Here is a 16,614-nt window from a genome sequence, read left to right on the forward strand (position 1 = left end):
CACGTCGACCAAGTCCAGGTCGGGGTGGCGTTCCAGATGGGCGGCCAGTCGGTCGGCCTGCCCCTGCAACGCCTCCGCCGTGCGGGCCGAGACCACCCACGCCACCGGCACCGGCTCTGAGCCCGGCACCGGACTCGTCCCAGGCCCCGCTTCCGTAACCGACACCGGCACCGAGCCCGCCCCGGGCCCGGCCTCCGTGACCGGAACTGAGTCCGGCAGCGGCAGCGGACCTGTCTCGGCTTCGGCGCCGGGGGCCTGCTCGATGATGACGTGGGCGTTGGTCCCGCTGATGCCGAACGAGGACACCCCCGCACGGCGGGGACGGCCGGTCCCGGGCCACGGGATCGGCTCCGTCAGCAGCGATACGCCGCCCGCTTCCCAGTTCACGTACGGGGACGGCTGCTCGGCGTGCAGAGTCTTCGGAAGGATGCCGTGCCGCATGGCCAGCACCATCTTCATCACGCCCGCCACCCCGGCCGCCGCCTGGGCATGGCCGATGTTGGACTTCAGCGAGCCGAGCCACAAAGGACGGGGCCGGTCCTGGCCGTAGGCCGCCAGCAGCGCCTGGGCCTCGATCGGGTCGCCCAGGGTGGTGCCGGTGCCGTGCGCCTCCACCGCGTCGACGTCCCCCGCGACCAGGCCCGCGTCGTCAAGCGCCTGCCGGATGACCCGCTGCTGCGACAGGCCGTTCGGGGCCGTCAGGCCGTTGGAGGCGCCGTCCTGGTTGATGGCGGTGCCGCGGACCACGGCCAGCACCTGGTGCCCGAGGCGGCGGGCGTCCGACAGACGTTCGACCAGGAGCAGGCCCACTCCCTCGGCCCAGCCGGTGCCGTCCGCCGAGGAGGAGAACGCCTTGCACCGCCCGTCCGGCGCGAGGCCGCCCTGCCGGGAGAACTCGGTGAACATGCCGGGGCTCGACATCACGGTCACCCCGCCCGCCAGCGCGAGGTCCGACTCGCCCGAACGCAGCGACCGTACGGCCAGGTGCAGGGCCACCAGCGACGACGAGCACGCCGTGTCCACCGTGACCGCCGGGCCTTCCAGCCCGAAGGTGTAGGCGATGCGTCCCGACGCGACGCTCGCCGCCGTTCCGGTCAGGGCGTAGCCCTCCGCGCCCTGACCGGTCTCGTGCAGCCGGGGGCCGTAGTCCTGCGGCGACAGCCCGACGAACACCCCCGTCCGCGTGCCCGCCAGGGAGCCGGGCACGACGCCGGCCCGCTCGAACGCCTCCCACGCCACTTCCAGCAGCAGCCGCTGCTGCGGGTCCATGGCGGCCGCCTCGCGCGGGCTGATGCCGAAGAACTCCGCGTCGAACCGGTCGGCGTCGTGGAGGAACCCGCCCTCGCGCGTCGTCGACGTGCCGGGCCGTACGGCATGGGGGTCGTACAGGGAATCCACGTCCCAGCCCCGGTTGGCGGGGAACGTCGTGATCGCGTCCGTCCCGCTGAGGACGAGGTCCCACAGCTTCTCGGGGGTGTCGGCCCCGCCGGGCCACCGTCCCGCCATGGCGACCACCGCGATCGGCTCGTCCGGCCGTGGCGCCTCGCCCGTCCGTACGGCGGCCTGGGCCGCCCCGTCCGGACCGCCGGCCGAGACGGCGTGCAGGTGCCGGGCGAGCGCGAGCGGCGAGGGATGGTCGAACGTGACCGTGGCGGCGACGGGCAGGCCGGTGGCGGCCGACAGCGCGTCGCGCAGCTCCACCGAGCCCAGCGAGTCGAGCCCCAGGTCCTTGAACGTCGCGTCGGCGGCCACGCTCCCCGCGTCCTTGTGCCCCAGAACGGCGGCCGTGGCGGATACCACGAGACGGAGCAGCGTGTCCGCGTCCCCGGCTCCAGGCGCCGGGGAGGCCGCTGCCCCGATCTGCCGGGAAGCCCCCGGCGGCGCGGCAACGGCCGCCGCAGCCTCGGCGGGCCGAGGAGCGCGGACGACCGCCCCTTCCTCCCTGGCGGCGGACGGCAGGTCGAGCCAGTGGCGGCTGCGCTGGAACGGGTAGGTGGGCAGCGGCACCCGCCGGGCGCCGGGCCGTACGGCTCGCGTCCAGTCGACCGGGACCCCGGCCACGTGCACCTGAGCCAGCGACCGGAGGAACCGGCCGAACCCGCCGTCGTCCCGCCGCAGGCTCCCGCTCACCACGCTCGCGACGTCTCCACCGGCGGCGTCGAGGATCTGGCGGACGCCGACGGTCAGGATCGGGTGGGGGCTCGCCTCGGCGAACACGCCGTGGCCGTCGCGCACGGCCGCGCGGACGGCCCGCTCGAACTGCACGGTGTGGCGGAGGTTGCGGTACCAGTACCCGGCGTCGAGCTCAGAGGTGTCGAGCAGATCGCCCGTGAGGCTGGAGTAGAAGGCCACGGCCGCGCTCCGGCCCCGGTAGGGGGCCAGTCCGGTCAGCAGCCGTTCCCGTACGGCCTCCGCGTGAGCGGAGTGAGAGGCGTAGTCGATGGCCACCCGCCGCACGTCGACGCCGTCAGCCCGGCAGGCGGCCACGAACGCGTCGAGGGCGTCCGCGTCGCCGGACACCACGGTGGCCGCCGGGCCGTTGACCCCGCCGATCTCCAGCCGCCCCCCGTACCGGCCGAGCATCGCGCTCACCTCGGCCTCCGGCCTGGGGACCGACGCCATGCCGCCCCGCCCGGAGATCGCGGCGATCGCCTGGCTGCGCAGCACCACGAGCGCGGCGGCGTCCTCCAGGGACAGCGCCCCCGCGACGTGGGCGGCCGCGATCTCACCCTGCGAGTGCCCGATCACGGCGTCGGGACGGACCCCGAACGACTCCCACAGCCTCGCCAGGGCCACCATGACGGCGAACAGCGCGGGCTGGACCACGTCCACCCGGTCGTACGGAGGCGTTCCCGGCCGGCCCCACAGCACGTCGTGCGGCGAGTAGTCCACGTGCGGGCGCAAAGCCTGCGCCGCGGCGGACAGATGCTCGGCGAACACGGGAGAGGCCTCGGCCAGCTCCCGCCCCATACCGGCCCACTGGCTCCCCTGCCCGGGGAAGACGAAGACCGTCCGGCCGGCTGCCCGTGTCCTTCCCTGGACGGCGCCGGCCGCCGGGTCGCCCGCGCCGAAGGCTCGCAGCCGCGCCCGCAGGTCCGCGCCGCTCCGGCTGTCCGTGCCGTTCCCGCTGTCCGTGCCCACGATGACCGCACGGTGCTCGAACGGCGTGCGCCCGGTGGCCAGGGTGTACGCCACGTCGGCCGGGTCGCCGTCGAGAGCGGTGGACGCGGCCAGCCGCACCGCCTGCTCGCGCAGGGCGACGGCGTCACGGGCCGACAGGACGAGCGGCACCGCCACAGGTGTCGTCACCCCCGTGCCCGCCGCACCGGAGTTCGCGAGCCCCGCCTCGGAGGGCGGCTCGGCGAGGACGACGTGGCAGTTCACGCCGCCGACCCCGAACGAGCTGACCCCGGCGACGAGCGGGGCGTCCGGCCGCGGCCAGGGGCCGAGCTCGGTGGCCACGCGGAGGTTCAGAGCCGTGAGATCGATCGCGGGGTTCGGCACGTCGAAGTTCAGGCTGGGCGGGACTTCGCGGTGGTGGATGCTCAGCACGGCCTTGAGCAGCCCGACGATCCCCGCCGCCCCTTCCAGGTGGCCGACGTTCGTCTTGGCCGAGGCCACCACCAGCGGCGATCCGGACGGCCTGGCCGAGCCGAGCGCCGCCCCCAGCCCCGCGGCCTCGACGGGATCGCCCACCCTCGTGCCCGTGCCGTGCAGCTCCACCACCTGCACCGCGGCGGGGTCCACCCCGGCCCGGCGCACGGCCAGCCGCACGACCTCCTCCTGCGCCTCGGCGTCGGGAACGGTCAGCCCGCCCGTCGCGCCGTCGTTGTTGACCGCGCTGCCGAGGATGACGGCGTACACGTGGTCGCCGTCGGCCAGCGCGCGCTCCAGCGGCTTCAGCACGACGACTCCGCCGCCCTCGCCGCGGACGTACCCGTTGGCCCGGGCGTCGAAGGTGAAGCAGCGACCGTCGGGGGACAGCCCCCCGAACCGCTCGGCGGTCACGGTGCTCTCCGGGGTGAGGTTCAGGTTGACCCCGCCCGCGAGGGCGACCGCCGACTCACCCGACCGCAGGCTCTCGCAGGCCAGGTGTACCGCCACCAGGGCGGACGACTGGGCGGTGTCCACCGTCAGGCTCGGGCCGCGCAGGTCCAGCGCGTACGAGACGCGGTTGGCCAGGATGCCCCGGGTGAGCCCGGCGAGCGTGTGCCGGGTGATGGCGGCCTCGCCGTGCCGGGCGACGAGGGTGGCGTAGTCGCAGGCCATGGCGCCGAGGACGACGCCCGCCGCCACCCCCGCCAGATCGGGCGGCCGGATCCCGGCGTCCTCCAGCGCCTCCCAGGCGAGTTCGAGGGCGAGCCGCTGCTGCGGGTCCATGGCGGCGGCCTCCTTCGGGGAGATCCCGAAGAAGGCGGCGTCGAACCTGTCCACCTGGTCGAGGAACCCGCCAGGCAGCCCGTCCGGCAGCGGCCCCGCGAGCAGCCGGCTCTCGGAAGGCATCCCGATGGCGTGACGCCCCTCGCGGAGCAGCCCCCACAGATCCTCCGGGCCCGGTGCTCCCGGCAGCCGGCAGGCCAGGCCGATCACCGCGATCGCGCCGCCGTCCGCCGTGGCCGGCCGGGCCGGCGCCGTCGTTCCGTCTTCAGCCATCGTGGAATAACCACCCCTTGTGCGCAGTGCCGCAGTAGTCCTCGCCGTGGTGCCCGCGTATTCCCCCGGTCGCCGGAAGCGGTGGCTGATTCGCCGTCGAATCGCCGTGCGTCGCCGCCCCGGCGTGACCGGCCGCCCATTTATATAGGGCGGCCGCCGTGTCGTGCGGAAATGCGACTTCCTGTCGCGGCAGGGGTTGAATCGCACGTCATGACGGCGGCCCACAGGTCCCCACGCCGACGCCCGGATCTCCGGACAATGACCGGCTTACGCGATCGACATTGGCATGAATTGCGTGAAATAGTCAACTGTGACCTGTGCCACGAGAATTCCGGGCCTTTTCATAAGTATTTCTTTTCCGGTTTTCATCAGGAATCGTAATTGGACCCGGCGGGCAGCCCCGCCTACCGTGCCAGGGAAGTCGTCGACCGGACCGAGCGCACAGTGAGGGGTGGTCCATGACCGTCGTCGCGGCGGGTGAGGAAGACGCGTACCGGCGGACCCGCGCCGTCACCGGCCTCCTCGCCGCATCGGGAACGTTCGATTTGGACGGCCTCGCCGACGACCGCGACCCGTCGGCGCTGCTGCCCGGGACCCGCGCCTGCGACATCCGCCCGCTCGTCCGCGAGATCCTCGACGGCGGCGAGGACGGTCCCGGGTCCGTGGAGATCCATGCCCGGTGGGCGCCGAACGTCGTGGTCGGCTTCGGCCGCCTCGCCGGCCGGTCCGTGAGAGTCGTGGCCAACGACCCGCTGCGCAAGGTGCCGCTCAGCCGGCGGGCATGGCCTCCCTGTCCAGGTCGGCCTCGGCCTTCGCGGTGATGCGGCGCCGTACGGTGAGGCCGAAGGCGACGACCAGCAGGCCGAAGACGCCGGAGACCACGAAGGGCCCGGCCGGCCGCCACGCGTCGAAGAGCACGCCGCCGATCCCGGAGATGATCATCACGCCGGCGGCGCCGCAGAGCGTGTGCACGCCGAACGCCGAGCCGCGCAGGTCGGCCGGGGCCTGCTGCGCGAGCAGCGGGCCCGCGGTGGTGATCACGGCGATCTCGCCCACGCCGATCAGCACGGCGACGATCATCATGCCCGGACCGAGCGGGTCGGAGACGAGCAGCGTCGCCAGGTAGGCCGCCGCCGCGATCGACTGGGCCGCGATCACCATGTCTTCGCGGCGCAACCGGTCGCCCAGCCAACCGAACAGCGGCGCGCACACCAGCGCGACCGTCTGCGAGACGCCCACCACGGCCCCCGCCCTGGCCAGCGCCTCCGCGCTCGTCATCCCACGATGATCGGTGGCGTAGTGGGAGATCCACAAGGTCATGAACGACACCACGATCGCGAGGTCGGCCCGCGCGACGAACGACGCCGCGTAGGAGAACGCGACGCCCGGGTCGCGCGCGAGCGTGATCCCCTCACGCGCCAGGCGCGGCAGCGGCGTGCGCTCGCCTGTCGTGCTCACCCTCACCGGCGACAGCGTCAGCCACAGCGCGGCCGCCGACAGCAGGATCCCGGCCGCGATCAGCAGGAACGCCACCCGCGTCGCCGTGACCGGCTCCAGCCCCCGGGCCTCCAGCGTCTCCGGCAGCCGCACCAGCACGAGGACCGCGACCACCGCTCCGAGGCCGCCGAAGACGCCGATCAGCCCGTACGACTTGGCACGCGAGCGGGTACGGACGTAGTCGATGGCGATGGTGGACAGCATGGCGTTGACCGCCGCCACACCCAGCGCGAACACGACGCGCAGCGCGACCAGGACGGCGGTGCCGCCCGCGAACGGGAACAGCGCGGCGCCGAGCGCGCACAGCCCCAGGCCCGCGACGACGACCATCCGCCGTCCTGCCCGGTCGGCGAGCGCGCCGTACCAGGCCAGGCTGAGCACCATCGCGAGCTCCGCCGCGAAAGTGAGCACGCCGATGGTCGTGCCCTGGGCGGAGTCGCGCACCCCCAGGATCGTGGTGAGGATGTGCGGCTGGGCCGACGGCAGGAAGGACACCACCGCGGTCCCGATGGTCGCGAAGGACAGCAGGGCCCACATGTTGACCTTGGTGATGCCCTCGGCGAGCTGCGCGCCCAGCACCCGGCGCCAGGGGGAAGCGGCCATGGAAAGATCATGACATCGGCGGACGCCGATGCGACCGTTTTTGCCTGAATCGCGGCGATATCTGGCCTGTGAAGTAGGATCTTGGGCGACTTCGTCGCCGAGGAACACGGGGGGCAGCCATGGATTCGGCCGGGATGGGCAGTGGGTTCGATCCGGCCGTTCCCAACGCGGCCCGCATGTACGACTACTTCCTGGGCGGCAAGGACCACTTTCCGGCCGACCGGGAGGCGGCCGACAGGGTCCTGCGGTACGTCCCGGAGATCCCCTTGGGGATCAGGGAGAACAGGGAGTTCCTCGTCCGGGCGGTGAGGTTCCTCGCCGAGCGGGGGATCAGGCAGTTCCTCGACATCGGCGCCGGCCTGCCCACCCAGCGCAACGTCCACCAGGTGGTGGCCGAGGTCGCCCCCGGCGCGCGCACCGTGTACGTGGACAACGACCCTCAGGTGCTCGCGCACGCCCGCGCCCTGCTCCAGAGCTCCCCTCTGGTGAAGGTGGTGGAGGGGGATCTGCGCCGCCCGCGCGAGATCCTCGACCACCCCGACGTACGGGACCATCTGGACTTCGGCCGGCCGGTCGCGGTGCTGCTCCTGGCGATCGTCCACTTCATCCCGGACTCCGACGACCCCCGCGGCATCATCGCCGAGCTCCGGAGCGCGCTCGCCCCCGGCAGCTACATGGCGATCTCGCACGTGGCGGTGGACGAGCGGCCGGAGGCGGCGCCCAGGGTGGAGCGCGTCTACCAGAACGCCTCCGCCCAGTTCGTCGCGCGGATGACGGGGGAGATCGCGCCGTTCTTCGACGGGCTGGACCTCGTCGAGCCGGGCATCGTCAACCTGCACGAGTGGCGCCCCGACCACCCGGTCGTGAACCCGCTGCTGGAGAAGCAGACCAAGGCGTACTTCCTCTGCGGCGTCGGCCAGATCCTGTGACGGTCACCTCCGGTGAGGCCGTCGCGCACGCCTCTACGGTGTGACGCTTCCGCGGAGCGACGTCTCTAAGGTGCGACGCTGTCGCGCGTCCCCCGGGCGAGCGCGCCAGCGCCCAGCAGGATCACCGCCATCAGCGCGGTGACCAGCGCGAACGAGGCCGGCAGGCTGCTCACGGTCGCGATCCCGCCGATCATGCTCGGCGCCACGAACCCCGAGGCGTAGCTCACCGTGGCCGCGCCGGCGACTCCCTCGCTCGGCGTGCGGCCGGCGTTGCCCGCAGCGGCGAACACCAGCGGGACGACCACCGCGATCCCGAGGCCGATCAGCATGAAGCCGGCGACCGCGGGGGCGGGGGAGCGGGACACGACCACGAGGACCCCGCCGGCGGTCGCGAGCACGCCGCCGATCCGCACGGTGAGCACCGGCCCGATCCGGCGGACCACCGCGTCACCGCAGAGCCTCCCCAGGGTCATCGTGAACGCGAAGGCCGTGTAACTGGCCGCGCCCACCGCGGGGGAGGCGCCGGCGACCTGTTTCAGGTAGACGGCGCACCAGTCCTGGCTGGCCGCCTCCCCGAACACCGCGCAGAATCCGATGAGCCCGATGAGGAGCACCTCGCGGGGCGGCGGGACGAACCTCGGCGGTGCCACCTCGTCCGCCTCCGCCCGGGTGTCCAGGAGCAGCGGCCCGATGGCGAAACCCACCACGACCAGGACCAGCGCCACGACGGCGAGGTGGATCCGCGCGTCGATCTCGGCGTGGGCGGCGGCGATCCCCACCGCCCCGCTCAGCAGGCCGCCGACGCTCCACATCCCGTGCAGCCCCGACATGACCGACCGGCCCAGGTGCCGCTCGACCTCCACCCCCTGGGCGTTCATGGCGACGTCGCACATGCCCGCGCACGCGCCGTACATGAGGAGAATCACCCACAGCGTGGGCAGGTTGGGGGCGAGCGCGGGCACGGCGAGCACGGCGCACCACAGGAAGAGCAGCCACCGGGTGACGGCCCGGCCGCCGAACCGGTGGGTGATCCGGCCAGTGGTCGGCATGGCGAGCATGGAGCCGATCGCCGGGGCGAGCAGTGCCAGGCCGAGCTCGCCTGGCCCGGCCCCGAGGTGCTCCTGGAACCAGGGGATGCGGGTCGCGAAGCTTCCGGTGACCGCGCCGTGCAACGCGAACGTGACGGCGACCGCGACCCTCGCCCGCCTCACCACCCGCTGATCCACGCGGACACGCTACCAGGATGATCCTTTAACGCGATTTGGGCGTAGACGCCCGCTTGGAAAGGCGGGGAGTGGTGAGCGAGGGCCCTTTCATCCCGCCGGCCGGGCCCCCGGAGTCCAGAGCAGCAGGCCCAGGCACATCTCGTCGGCGGTGCCCTCACCCCAGACGACGTAACGAGGGGGGAGGCCGCGCAGCGCCGGCAGGAGGGCACGCAGCCCGGCGTCGTGCGTGCACGTCACCCGGAGGGTGTCTCCGGCCTTGACCTCCACGGGCCGCGGCAGCGGGTGGATGGCCTGCGCGTCGAAGTTGTACGCCGGGATGTCGAGCAACATGCGCGCCCGGCTCGTCCCGGGGTTCAGCTGGATCCTGATCGAGCGTCCCAGCAGGTGCATGTGCCCGGCGACGGCGTAGACGGTGCCCTTCTCGGGGGACGGGAAGTCGCAGTGCTGCGTGGGGCCGGCGACCGGAGGCGCTCCCCTGCCGCACATGCGGGTCAGTCCGTCGACGGTGGCGCGGGCCTGCTCCCCGAACCGGTGGGCGACGTCCCCGACCGCCGCCTTGCGGTCGCACAGCGGGCCGGACTCGCGTGCCGTGCAGGGCAGCTCGACGGGCGCGATGAGCCGGGAGGTCTCCAGCGGCGTCAGGGCGGCGGCGCCGTCGTTGAGGCGCAGCCGGATGCCCGACCGGTCGGCGCCGCCGGGCTTGCCGCCCGTGGCGAGCAGGTTGTAGTGGACCTGCATGATGATCTGGCTGCCGGCCGGCATGGGATAGCCGATCGCGGGATCGAGCAGCGTCTCGTTCGCACCCGGCGCCCAGTGGCCGACCCAGGAGCCGTCCTCGACTCCCGCGTCCCCGAAGCAGGTCCAGCCCTGGCCGGGGGTGGAGGCGTCCAGGGCGCGGGCGGCCTGGGCCTGCCGGGGACCGACCTGGAAGATGATCGCGTGGTGCACGATGGCCGCGTTCTGCGGCAGGAACTGGCTTCCGGTCAGGAACGCCCGCCCGGCGAGCCCGGGGTCCACGAGGAAGCAGCGGTACTCGTCGATGCCGCCGGAGGGCGCGACCGGCCGGTACGGCTGGGGCAGCGTGAGCGTCACGAACCGCTCCGAGGGGCGCAGCGGCGCAGGAGGCGGCGGCGTGACCGCCTGCCCATGCCCGCCGTGCGCCGTGCCCTGCGCCGGGGTGCCGGTCGCGCCGGTCGCCCCCGCCGTGCCGCCGGTGCCCGCTGTGATGCGGGGGTCCGCCGTGCCGTCGTGGGCGTGCGCGCCGGCCGCGGGGCCGGCCCCCGCGGGAGCCGCTCCGTGCGCGGGGGGAGCCTCGCCGCCGCAGGAGGCGAGGAGCAGTGTCACGCAGAGCGCCGCCCCCGCCATGCCCGCCTTGCCTGGTCCACCGGTCGATCTCGTCACTACAGCCCCTTCCTCCCCGCCGCCCGGTGCCCGTCACCGGGGGGTTCTCCGCCGTCAAGGCTCCTCCGTCCGGGGCGGCCTGCCATCCCTCTCAGGGCCCGTACGGGTCCTTCCGCGGAGTGAAGAAAGACGTACATCCGAAGTGCGGTCATGGCCCTGTGCCGGGCGCGAATTCGGGGTACGGGGCGAGAGACCGTAATGTCATTGCGTGCACATCCGTCCCTGGAGGAGCCTGACATGGTCGAGAACGTGATCGACGACGGGCCCGGCTTCGCCGATCTGGCTCTTCGTCCCGAGCTCCTCAAAGCCCTGACCGATCTCGGTTACGAGGAGCCCACGCCCATTCAGCGTGAGGCCATCCCGCCCCTGCTGGAAGGACGTGACCTGCTCGGACAGGCCGCCACCGGGACGGGGAAGACCGCCGCCTTCGCGCTGCCCGTGCTCCAGCGGCTGGGGGAGGGAAACGGCGACGAGCCCTCGGCCCTCGTCCTCGTGCCCACCCGCGAGCTTGCCGTACAGGTCTCGGAGGCGATGCACCGCTACGGCCGCGACCTTGGCGCGCGGGTGCTGCCGATCTACGGCGGCCAGCCGATCGGGCGGCAGCTGCGCGCGCTGGAGCGAGGGGTCGACGTCGTGGTGGCGACCCCGGGCCGGGCGCTCGACCACATCGGCCGCGGAACGCTGCCCCTCAAGGGCCTGCGGATGGTCATCCTGGACGAGGCCGACGAGATGCTCGACATGGGCTTCGCCGAGGACATCGAGGCCATCCTCCAGGACACCCCGGAGGACCGGCAGACCGTGCTGTTCTCCGCGACGATGCCGCCGCGGATCGACGCGATCTCCCGCCGCCACCTGCGCAACCCGGTCCGCATCAGGATCGAGCGTGAGACCCCCTCCTCCGGAGAGGCCCCGCTCGTACGGCAGAGCGCGTACATCGTGCCCCGGTCGCACAAGCCGGCGGCGCTGGGACGGGTGCTCGACGTGGAGTCGCCCACGGCGGCGATCGTGTTCTGCCGCACGCGCGAGGAGGTCGACCACCTCACCGAGACCATGAACGGCCGCGGCTACCGGGCCGAGGCCCTGCACGGCGGCATGGGCCAGGAGCAGCGCGACCGCGTGATGGGCCGGCTGCGCGCCGGCACGGCCGACCTGCTGGTCGCGACCGACGTGGCGGCGCGCGGCCTCGACATCGACCAGCTCACCCATGTGATCAACTACGACGTCCCGTCGGCGCCGGAGTCGTACGTCCACCGGATCGGCCGGGTGGGCCGCGCCGGCCGCGAGGGCGTCGCCATCACGCTGGCCGAGCCGCGCGAGCACCGCATGCTCAAGACGATCGAGCGGGTGACCCGGAGCCGCATCACGATCGAGAAGGTGCCGACCGTGGCCGACCTGCGGGCCCGCAGGCTGGAGCTGACGCGCGCCGCCCTGCAGGACAGCCTGATGGAGGACGGCGACCTGGAGCGGTTCCGCGTCGTCGTGGAGACGCTCACCGACGAGTTCGACCTGATGGACATCGCGCTCGCCGCCGTCAAGCTCGCACACGAGTCGTCCGGCGCCGCCGCCGACGAGGAGGAGATCCCCGAGGCGGCGCCGAGGACCGCGCGGCCCGAGCGCGGGCACCGCGACGGCCCCGCGCGCGACGACCGGCGCGGCCGGGGCCCGTCGGGCGGGATGGCCCGGCTGTTCGTCGGCGCCGGGCGCAGCGCCGGCGTCCGGCCGCAGGACCTGGTGGGCGCGATCACCGGGGAGAGCCACGTCACCGGGCGTGACATCGGGGCGATCGAGATCGCCGACCGCTTCTCGCTCGTGGAGATCCCCGAGGGCGCCGCGGAGGACGTGATCACCGCGCTGCGCCGGACCACCATCAAGGGCAAGAAGCCGATCATCCGGCGGGACCGCGAGGGCGGCGCCGGCCGCCGCTGAGGAGAGAGCCTTCCCGGCTGAGGACAGAGTCCCCAGCCGGGTCGGCGCACGCCCTGATCAGGGCGAGGACGGGCCCGATGGCGGCGGGGCCGGCTGCCCGGCGGAAGGCTCCGCGGACGGTTCCGTGGGTTCCGTGGCGGGCTGCCGGGTGGAGGGCTCCGCGGACGGCTCCGCTGATGGTGGTGTGGGCAGCCCCCCGGATGCCGGGAGGCGGCGCGCGCCACGCCTGCCGGCCAGGAGCAGCACCGTGAAGGCCGCCACGACGGGCACAAGGCCGAGCAGCGCGCCCAAGCGCTGGTCGGCGGCCCGCTCCGGGGCCCACGGCAGCGCCAGCGAGGCGTACCACCCCGGCCCCTGCAGCGGTCCGGCCAGCAGGAGCAGAGCGATCCAGGCCTGTACGGCGACTGCCCCGGCCAGCAGCAGCACCCGGACCGGTGGCCGGATCCCGCGCGACGGCGAACCGGTGCCGGCCGTGACCTCCAGGAAGATCACGGCGGTCAGCACCACGACAGCCTGAAGGCACAGCCGTACGGCGAGACTCGTCTGGGCCATCTCGAACAGGCCGGTCAGATATAGCGCCAGGTACGGCACGGCGTACAGGGCCAGCGCGACCCCGGGCCTGGTCAGCGCGCGGACCACGGGGCCCTCCGTCCACCGCGCGGCGGCGGGATCGGCGCGCTGGTGGAGGCGCAGCGGGGCGCCGAGCACGAGCAGGGCCGGGCCGACGGCTCCGAGCAGCGCGTACTGAACGGCGTGGATGGAGAAGACGGCAGGCCCGTAGGCCGCGACCCCTCCCGCAAGCCCGTACGCGAGCACGAGCAGGCCCGCCAGCCACGACGCGGTCCGGCCGGCGGGCCAGGCCTCGCCCCGGCCGGCCAGCCGCCGCACGCCTACCAGGTAGGCGACGGCGAGCCCGGCGACGGCGAGCAGCGCTATCGGGTCCGGCCGGATCTCCGCGGCCAGCCGTCCGGGACTGAATGCGGGAAGCACGTAGCCGAGCGCGTCGTGCTGATGCTCCGCGGCGCCCGCCGCCTCGGGCGGCGCGGTCCTCGACAACCCGACGGCCAGCCCGATCGTCGCCGCCATCACCGCGATCTCCCCGGCGGCGAGCCGCAGGAAGGGCCCCCTGGCCGCCGAGGCCTTCACATCCGTGACGGCCGGAGGCGTCGCGTCGTCCACGTCCGTGACGACTGGGGGCGCCGCGTCGTCCACGCCGGCGGCGGCCGGTGGCGTAGCCGAGGTAAGCGGTGGCGTCGCCGAGGTGAGAGCGTCGAGTGTGGCCATCGTCGCGCGGCGGTGACGCCATCCGAACCAGCCGAGCGCGGCCAGGGCGGCCGCCTTGGCCAGGACGAGCACGCCGTACCGGGACTGCCAGAGCAGGGTGACGTCGCCGAGCCGGACCCAGGCGTTGAGCGTGCCCGAGACGCCGACGGCCACGTAGCAGCACAGGGCGAGGGCGCTGAACCGCCGGACCGCCGCCGCCAGCCCGGCCGAGTGGCGCAGGAACGTGACCAGCCCGAACAGCCCGCCGACCCACACGGTGACGCCCGCGATGTGCGCCATGAGGCTGGAGACGGCGAGATTGTGGTCGGCGGCCGTGGCGGAGTGGCCGACGTACGCGGGGGGCAGCACCGCGAAGACGGCGAGCGCGAGCAGCAGGGCGCTCTCCGCGCGGCCGGGGGAGAGGAAGGCGCCGGCGGCCACCGTCAGCGCCACCACGGTCACCAGCAGGAACGCCTGCCCTTGCGGGATGTAGAACAGGAAGGTCGGCAGGACGCCTGAGCGCAGCGCGTTCCCGACCGGGAGCCCCAGGAAGTCCGACAGCGTGAGCACCAGCGTGAGTGCCGCGCTCGCCGCCCAGCCCAGTGCCCAAGGGCCGGCGGCCCGGGCGATGGCCCGCGGGGAGTCGGACTCCCGGGCCAGCACCACCGCCGCCAGCAGGACACCCACCGTGGCGACGGCGCAGACGTCGTGGACCAGCCGCACGAGCGGCAGGCCCATTGTGGTCAGCGTTCCAGGGGACGGCAGGCCGGGGATCGCGGGCCGCGGCCTCCCGCCGCCGAACCACAGGGTGAGAGCGAGCACGGCGAACGCCGCAGCCGGGACGCCCGTTGTGGCGAGGAGGCTCCGTCGTTCCTGGGGGGTTGTCATCGTCGGCTTCTCTCGCGTCGCACCGCCCCGCGCGAGCACGGGTCGTCCCGAGTATGGCGAGAGGCCCCATGTCACGCGGTGAATGCCGGAAAGATCCCATGGTCCGCGTACGGACATCAAGCCCCCGGCGCCGAAATGACGCGCAGACCGGCGGAACGCCTGCTTCCGGACGCGTCCCGGCAAGGTCCCCCGGGTTCCTGAGTTCCCGCGCAGGCGGCGGGAAACCCCGCTGCTATGGGATAATCCCGAGCGTCATGCGCGCCAATCTTCCCCTCCGGCTCGCGCGGTCTGCCGCCTTCGCGGTCGTCTGCGTGATCCTCGGCGTCGGCGCGCACCGCTTCGCCGGAGGCGCCGGCCCCGATCCCGGGGTGCTCCTGGTGGGCGTGCTGGTCGTCATGGCGGGGGCGACGGCCCTGGCGGGCAGGGAACGGCCCCCGGCGGCCGTGATCGGCCTTCTCGTCGCCGCCCAGGTGTTCCTGCACGAGCTCCTCGGCACGGCCGGGATCCCCCCCGTCTCCGGGGATCCGCACTCCCACGCCCTGAGCGTGCGCGTGGGGATGCTCACCGCCCACCTGACCGCGGCGCTGCTCACCGGCTGGTGGCTGTCCCGCGGCGAGACCGCGCTCTGGTCGATCCTTCGCAGACTGGGCGCGGGCGCACTCAGGGCCCTGGCGCCGCTGATCGCCCTGCTCCGCGCCGACCTTTCCGGCGCGCGCGGGCCCCGCCTGGTCCGCTTCGCGCGCGCCGGGACTCCGCGGCCCCGGTGCCTGCTGAGGCACGCGGTCGTCCGTCGCGGGCCGCCGGTTCTCCCCGTCTTCTGAGCTGTCCCCCGAGCTCCTCGCGAGCTCTCGCGCGAGCGTCCGCGCATCCCGGCCGGAGGGTCTGTTCGCCCTCCGCCGTGATGGTCGCGCGGCCCGCGCGCCACAGGCATTCACGCAGACGACTGGAGAAACCCTCATGGCAATGGACGCCCTCATCCGCCGCGCCGCCACGATCACAGCCGGTGCTCTCGCGCTGACAATCGGTTTGGCCCTCCCCGCCCTCGCCCACGTGACCATCAACCCGGGCACCGCGGAGCAGGGCGGCTGGACGAAGATCGCCTTCCGCGTTCCCAATGAGCGGGACAAGGCCTCCACGACCAAGATCGAGGTGACCTTCCCGACCGACCACCCTCTGCCGTTCGTGTCCGTACGGCCGGTGCCCGGATGGGACGTGAAACTCACCCAGGGCAAGCTGCCCAAGCCGGTTGTCTCCGACGACGGAGACAAGGTCACCGAGGCCGTTCTCAAGATCACCTGGTCCGGCGGGAAGATCGAGCCCGGGCAGTTCCAGGAGTTCGAGGCGTCGGTCGGCCCGCTGCCCAAGAACGTCGACCAGCTCCCGTTCCCGACCACGCAGACCTACTCGAACGGCGAGGTCGTCAAGTGGGCGGACGCGGCCAAGGCCGACGGCTCCGAGGCCGAGCACCCGGTGCCCACCCTCAAGCTCGTGGCGCCCGCCGCGGAGGAGACCGGCGGGCATCAGGGCGCGGCGGCGCCGTCCTCCCCCTCCGCCCAGCCCTCCGTCGTGGCCGCGGTGGATGGTGGCCACGACGACGATGACGAGGGCGGCTCCAGCGACGACACGGCCCGGATCCTGGGCGCGATCGGCATCGTCGTCGGCCTCGCCGGCGCCGCCACCGGTGTCGCGGGGCTGCGCCGCCGGAGCTAGGCCGCCGGAGCTGGATGGCACCCTTTGACGGGGTCCGCCGCCCCGCCGTGGGCGGTTACCCCGTGATGTGCGGATGCGCGGGCCCGTAAGGAGGGCCCGCGCATCCCGCGCCGCCCCGCAGCGGGGCTCGATGAAAGAGGGCCCGCGCATCCCGCGCCGCGCCTCAGCCTGGCTCGATGAATGATCGACGGTCGCCTCATGAGAGCCGGGGCTTAGATGAGAGCCCGTTCGGGAACCTCAGAAGGTAAGGGAGAGCCATTCACGCCGGGGGGACATATGGCTGTTTCAGCTGATCTGGCCAAGCTGCTCGACCGCAAGTACGAGGACATGAGCCTCGATGAGCTGATCAAGGCGCCCGTTGAGGCGCTCGCCGGGGTCAGCGAGGGGGACGCCAAGCTCCTCAAGGAGGCGTTCAACATCAAGACGGTCGGCGACATGGGGCGCAACAAGTTCTTCCGCGCCGCGACCGCGCTCGTCGACCTGACCGACAGCAGGAAGTAGCCGGCGCCCCGCCCGTC

Annotated in this window: 11 protein-coding genes; 6 read left to right on the top strand and 5 right to left on the bottom strand. The window is 73.6% G+C overall.

The genetic code is table 11. The features are described from left to right. On the bottom strand, positions 1–4,653 hold a 4,653-nt coding region (locus AB0B72_RS37755), incomplete at its 3' end, for a beta-ketoacyl synthase N-terminal-like domain-containing protein (RefSeq protein ID WP_367744395.1). A 458-nt stretch (positions 4,654–5,111) separates the two neighbouring features. On the opposite strand from AB0B72_RS37755, the gene AB0B72_RS37760 reads away from it, so the two are divergent. After that, entirely contained in the window at positions 5,112–5,474 is a 363-nt protein-coding gene (locus AB0B72_RS37760; RefSeq protein ID WP_367744396.1) for a carboxyl transferase domain-containing protein, read from the top strand. Here AB0B72_RS37760 and AB0B72_RS37765 read toward each other — a convergent pair. Continuing rightward, on the bottom strand, positions 5,422–6,753 hold the full coding sequence (locus AB0B72_RS37765; protein WP_367744397.1) for an MFS transporter: 1,332 nt from the start codon (positions 6,751–6,753) through the stop codon (positions 5,422–5,424). The genes AB0B72_RS37760 and AB0B72_RS37765 overlap by 53 nt on opposite strands. Before the next feature lie 134 nt (positions 6,754–6,887). Between AB0B72_RS37765 and AB0B72_RS37770 the strand changes: the two genes are divergently transcribed. Further along, a complete protein-coding gene (locus AB0B72_RS37770; protein WP_367744398.1) occupies positions 6,888–7,682 on the top strand; it encodes an SAM-dependent methyltransferase in 795 nt (264 codons plus the stop codon). Positions 7,683–7,747: 65 nt separating this feature from the next. Here the strand turns inward: AB0B72_RS37770 and AB0B72_RS37775 are convergent, their stop codons facing one another. Then, complete coding sequence (locus AB0B72_RS37775) at positions 7,748–8,908, bottom strand: MFS transporter (protein WP_367744399.1); 1,161 nt, start codon at positions 8,906–8,908, stop codon at positions 7,748–7,750. Between the two features lie 87 nt (positions 8,909–8,995). Continuing rightward, positions 8,996–10,309, bottom strand: a complete 1,314-nt coding sequence (locus tag AB0B72_RS37780; RefSeq protein WP_367744401.1) for a monooxygenase — start codon at positions 10,307–10,309, stop codon at positions 8,996–8,998. A 237-nt stretch (positions 10,310–10,546) separates the two neighbouring features. On the opposite strand from AB0B72_RS37780, the gene AB0B72_RS37785 reads away from it, so the two are divergent. Continuing rightward, entirely contained in the window at positions 10,547–12,235 is a 1,689-nt protein-coding gene (locus AB0B72_RS37785) for a DEAD/DEAH box helicase (protein ID WP_367744402.1), read from the top strand. Positions 12,236–12,292: 57 nt separating this feature from the next. On the opposite strand, the gene AB0B72_RS37790 is transcribed toward AB0B72_RS37785, so the two are convergent. After that, positions 12,293–14,386 carry a cytochrome c oxidase assembly protein gene (locus tag AB0B72_RS37790; protein WP_367744403.1) on the bottom strand — a complete coding sequence of 698 codons (2,094 nt, stop codon included), beginning with the start codon at positions 14,384–14,386 and terminating at the stop codon, positions 12,293–12,295. 254 nt (positions 14,387–14,640) lie between these two features. On the opposite strand from AB0B72_RS37790, the gene AB0B72_RS37795 reads away from it, so the two are divergent. The 3 genes from AB0B72_RS37795 to AB0B72_RS37805 all read left to right on the top strand — a co-directional run bounded on the left by AB0B72_RS37795 (position 14,641) and on the right by AB0B72_RS37805 (position 16,597). Beyond that, complete coding sequence (locus AB0B72_RS37795; RefSeq protein ID WP_367744404.1) at positions 14,641–15,207, top strand: MFS transporter; 567 nt, start codon at positions 14,641–14,643, stop codon at positions 15,205–15,207. Between the two features lie 142 nt (positions 15,208–15,349). Next, entirely contained in the window at positions 15,350–16,096 is a 747-nt protein-coding gene (locus AB0B72_RS37800; protein WP_367744406.1) for a YcnI family protein, read from the top strand. A gap of 276 nt (positions 16,097–16,372) precedes the next feature. Beyond that, on the top strand, positions 16,373–16,597 hold the full coding sequence (locus AB0B72_RS37805; RefSeq protein WP_367744407.1) for a hypothetical protein: 225 nt from the start codon (positions 16,373–16,375) through the stop codon (positions 16,595–16,597). Positions 16,598–16,614 lie beyond the last annotated feature (17 nt).

This window comes from Microbispora sp. NPDC049125, assembly GCF_040802045.1.
Taxonomy (GTDB): domain Bacteria; phylum Actinomycetota; class Actinomycetes; order Streptosporangiales; family Streptosporangiaceae; genus Microbispora.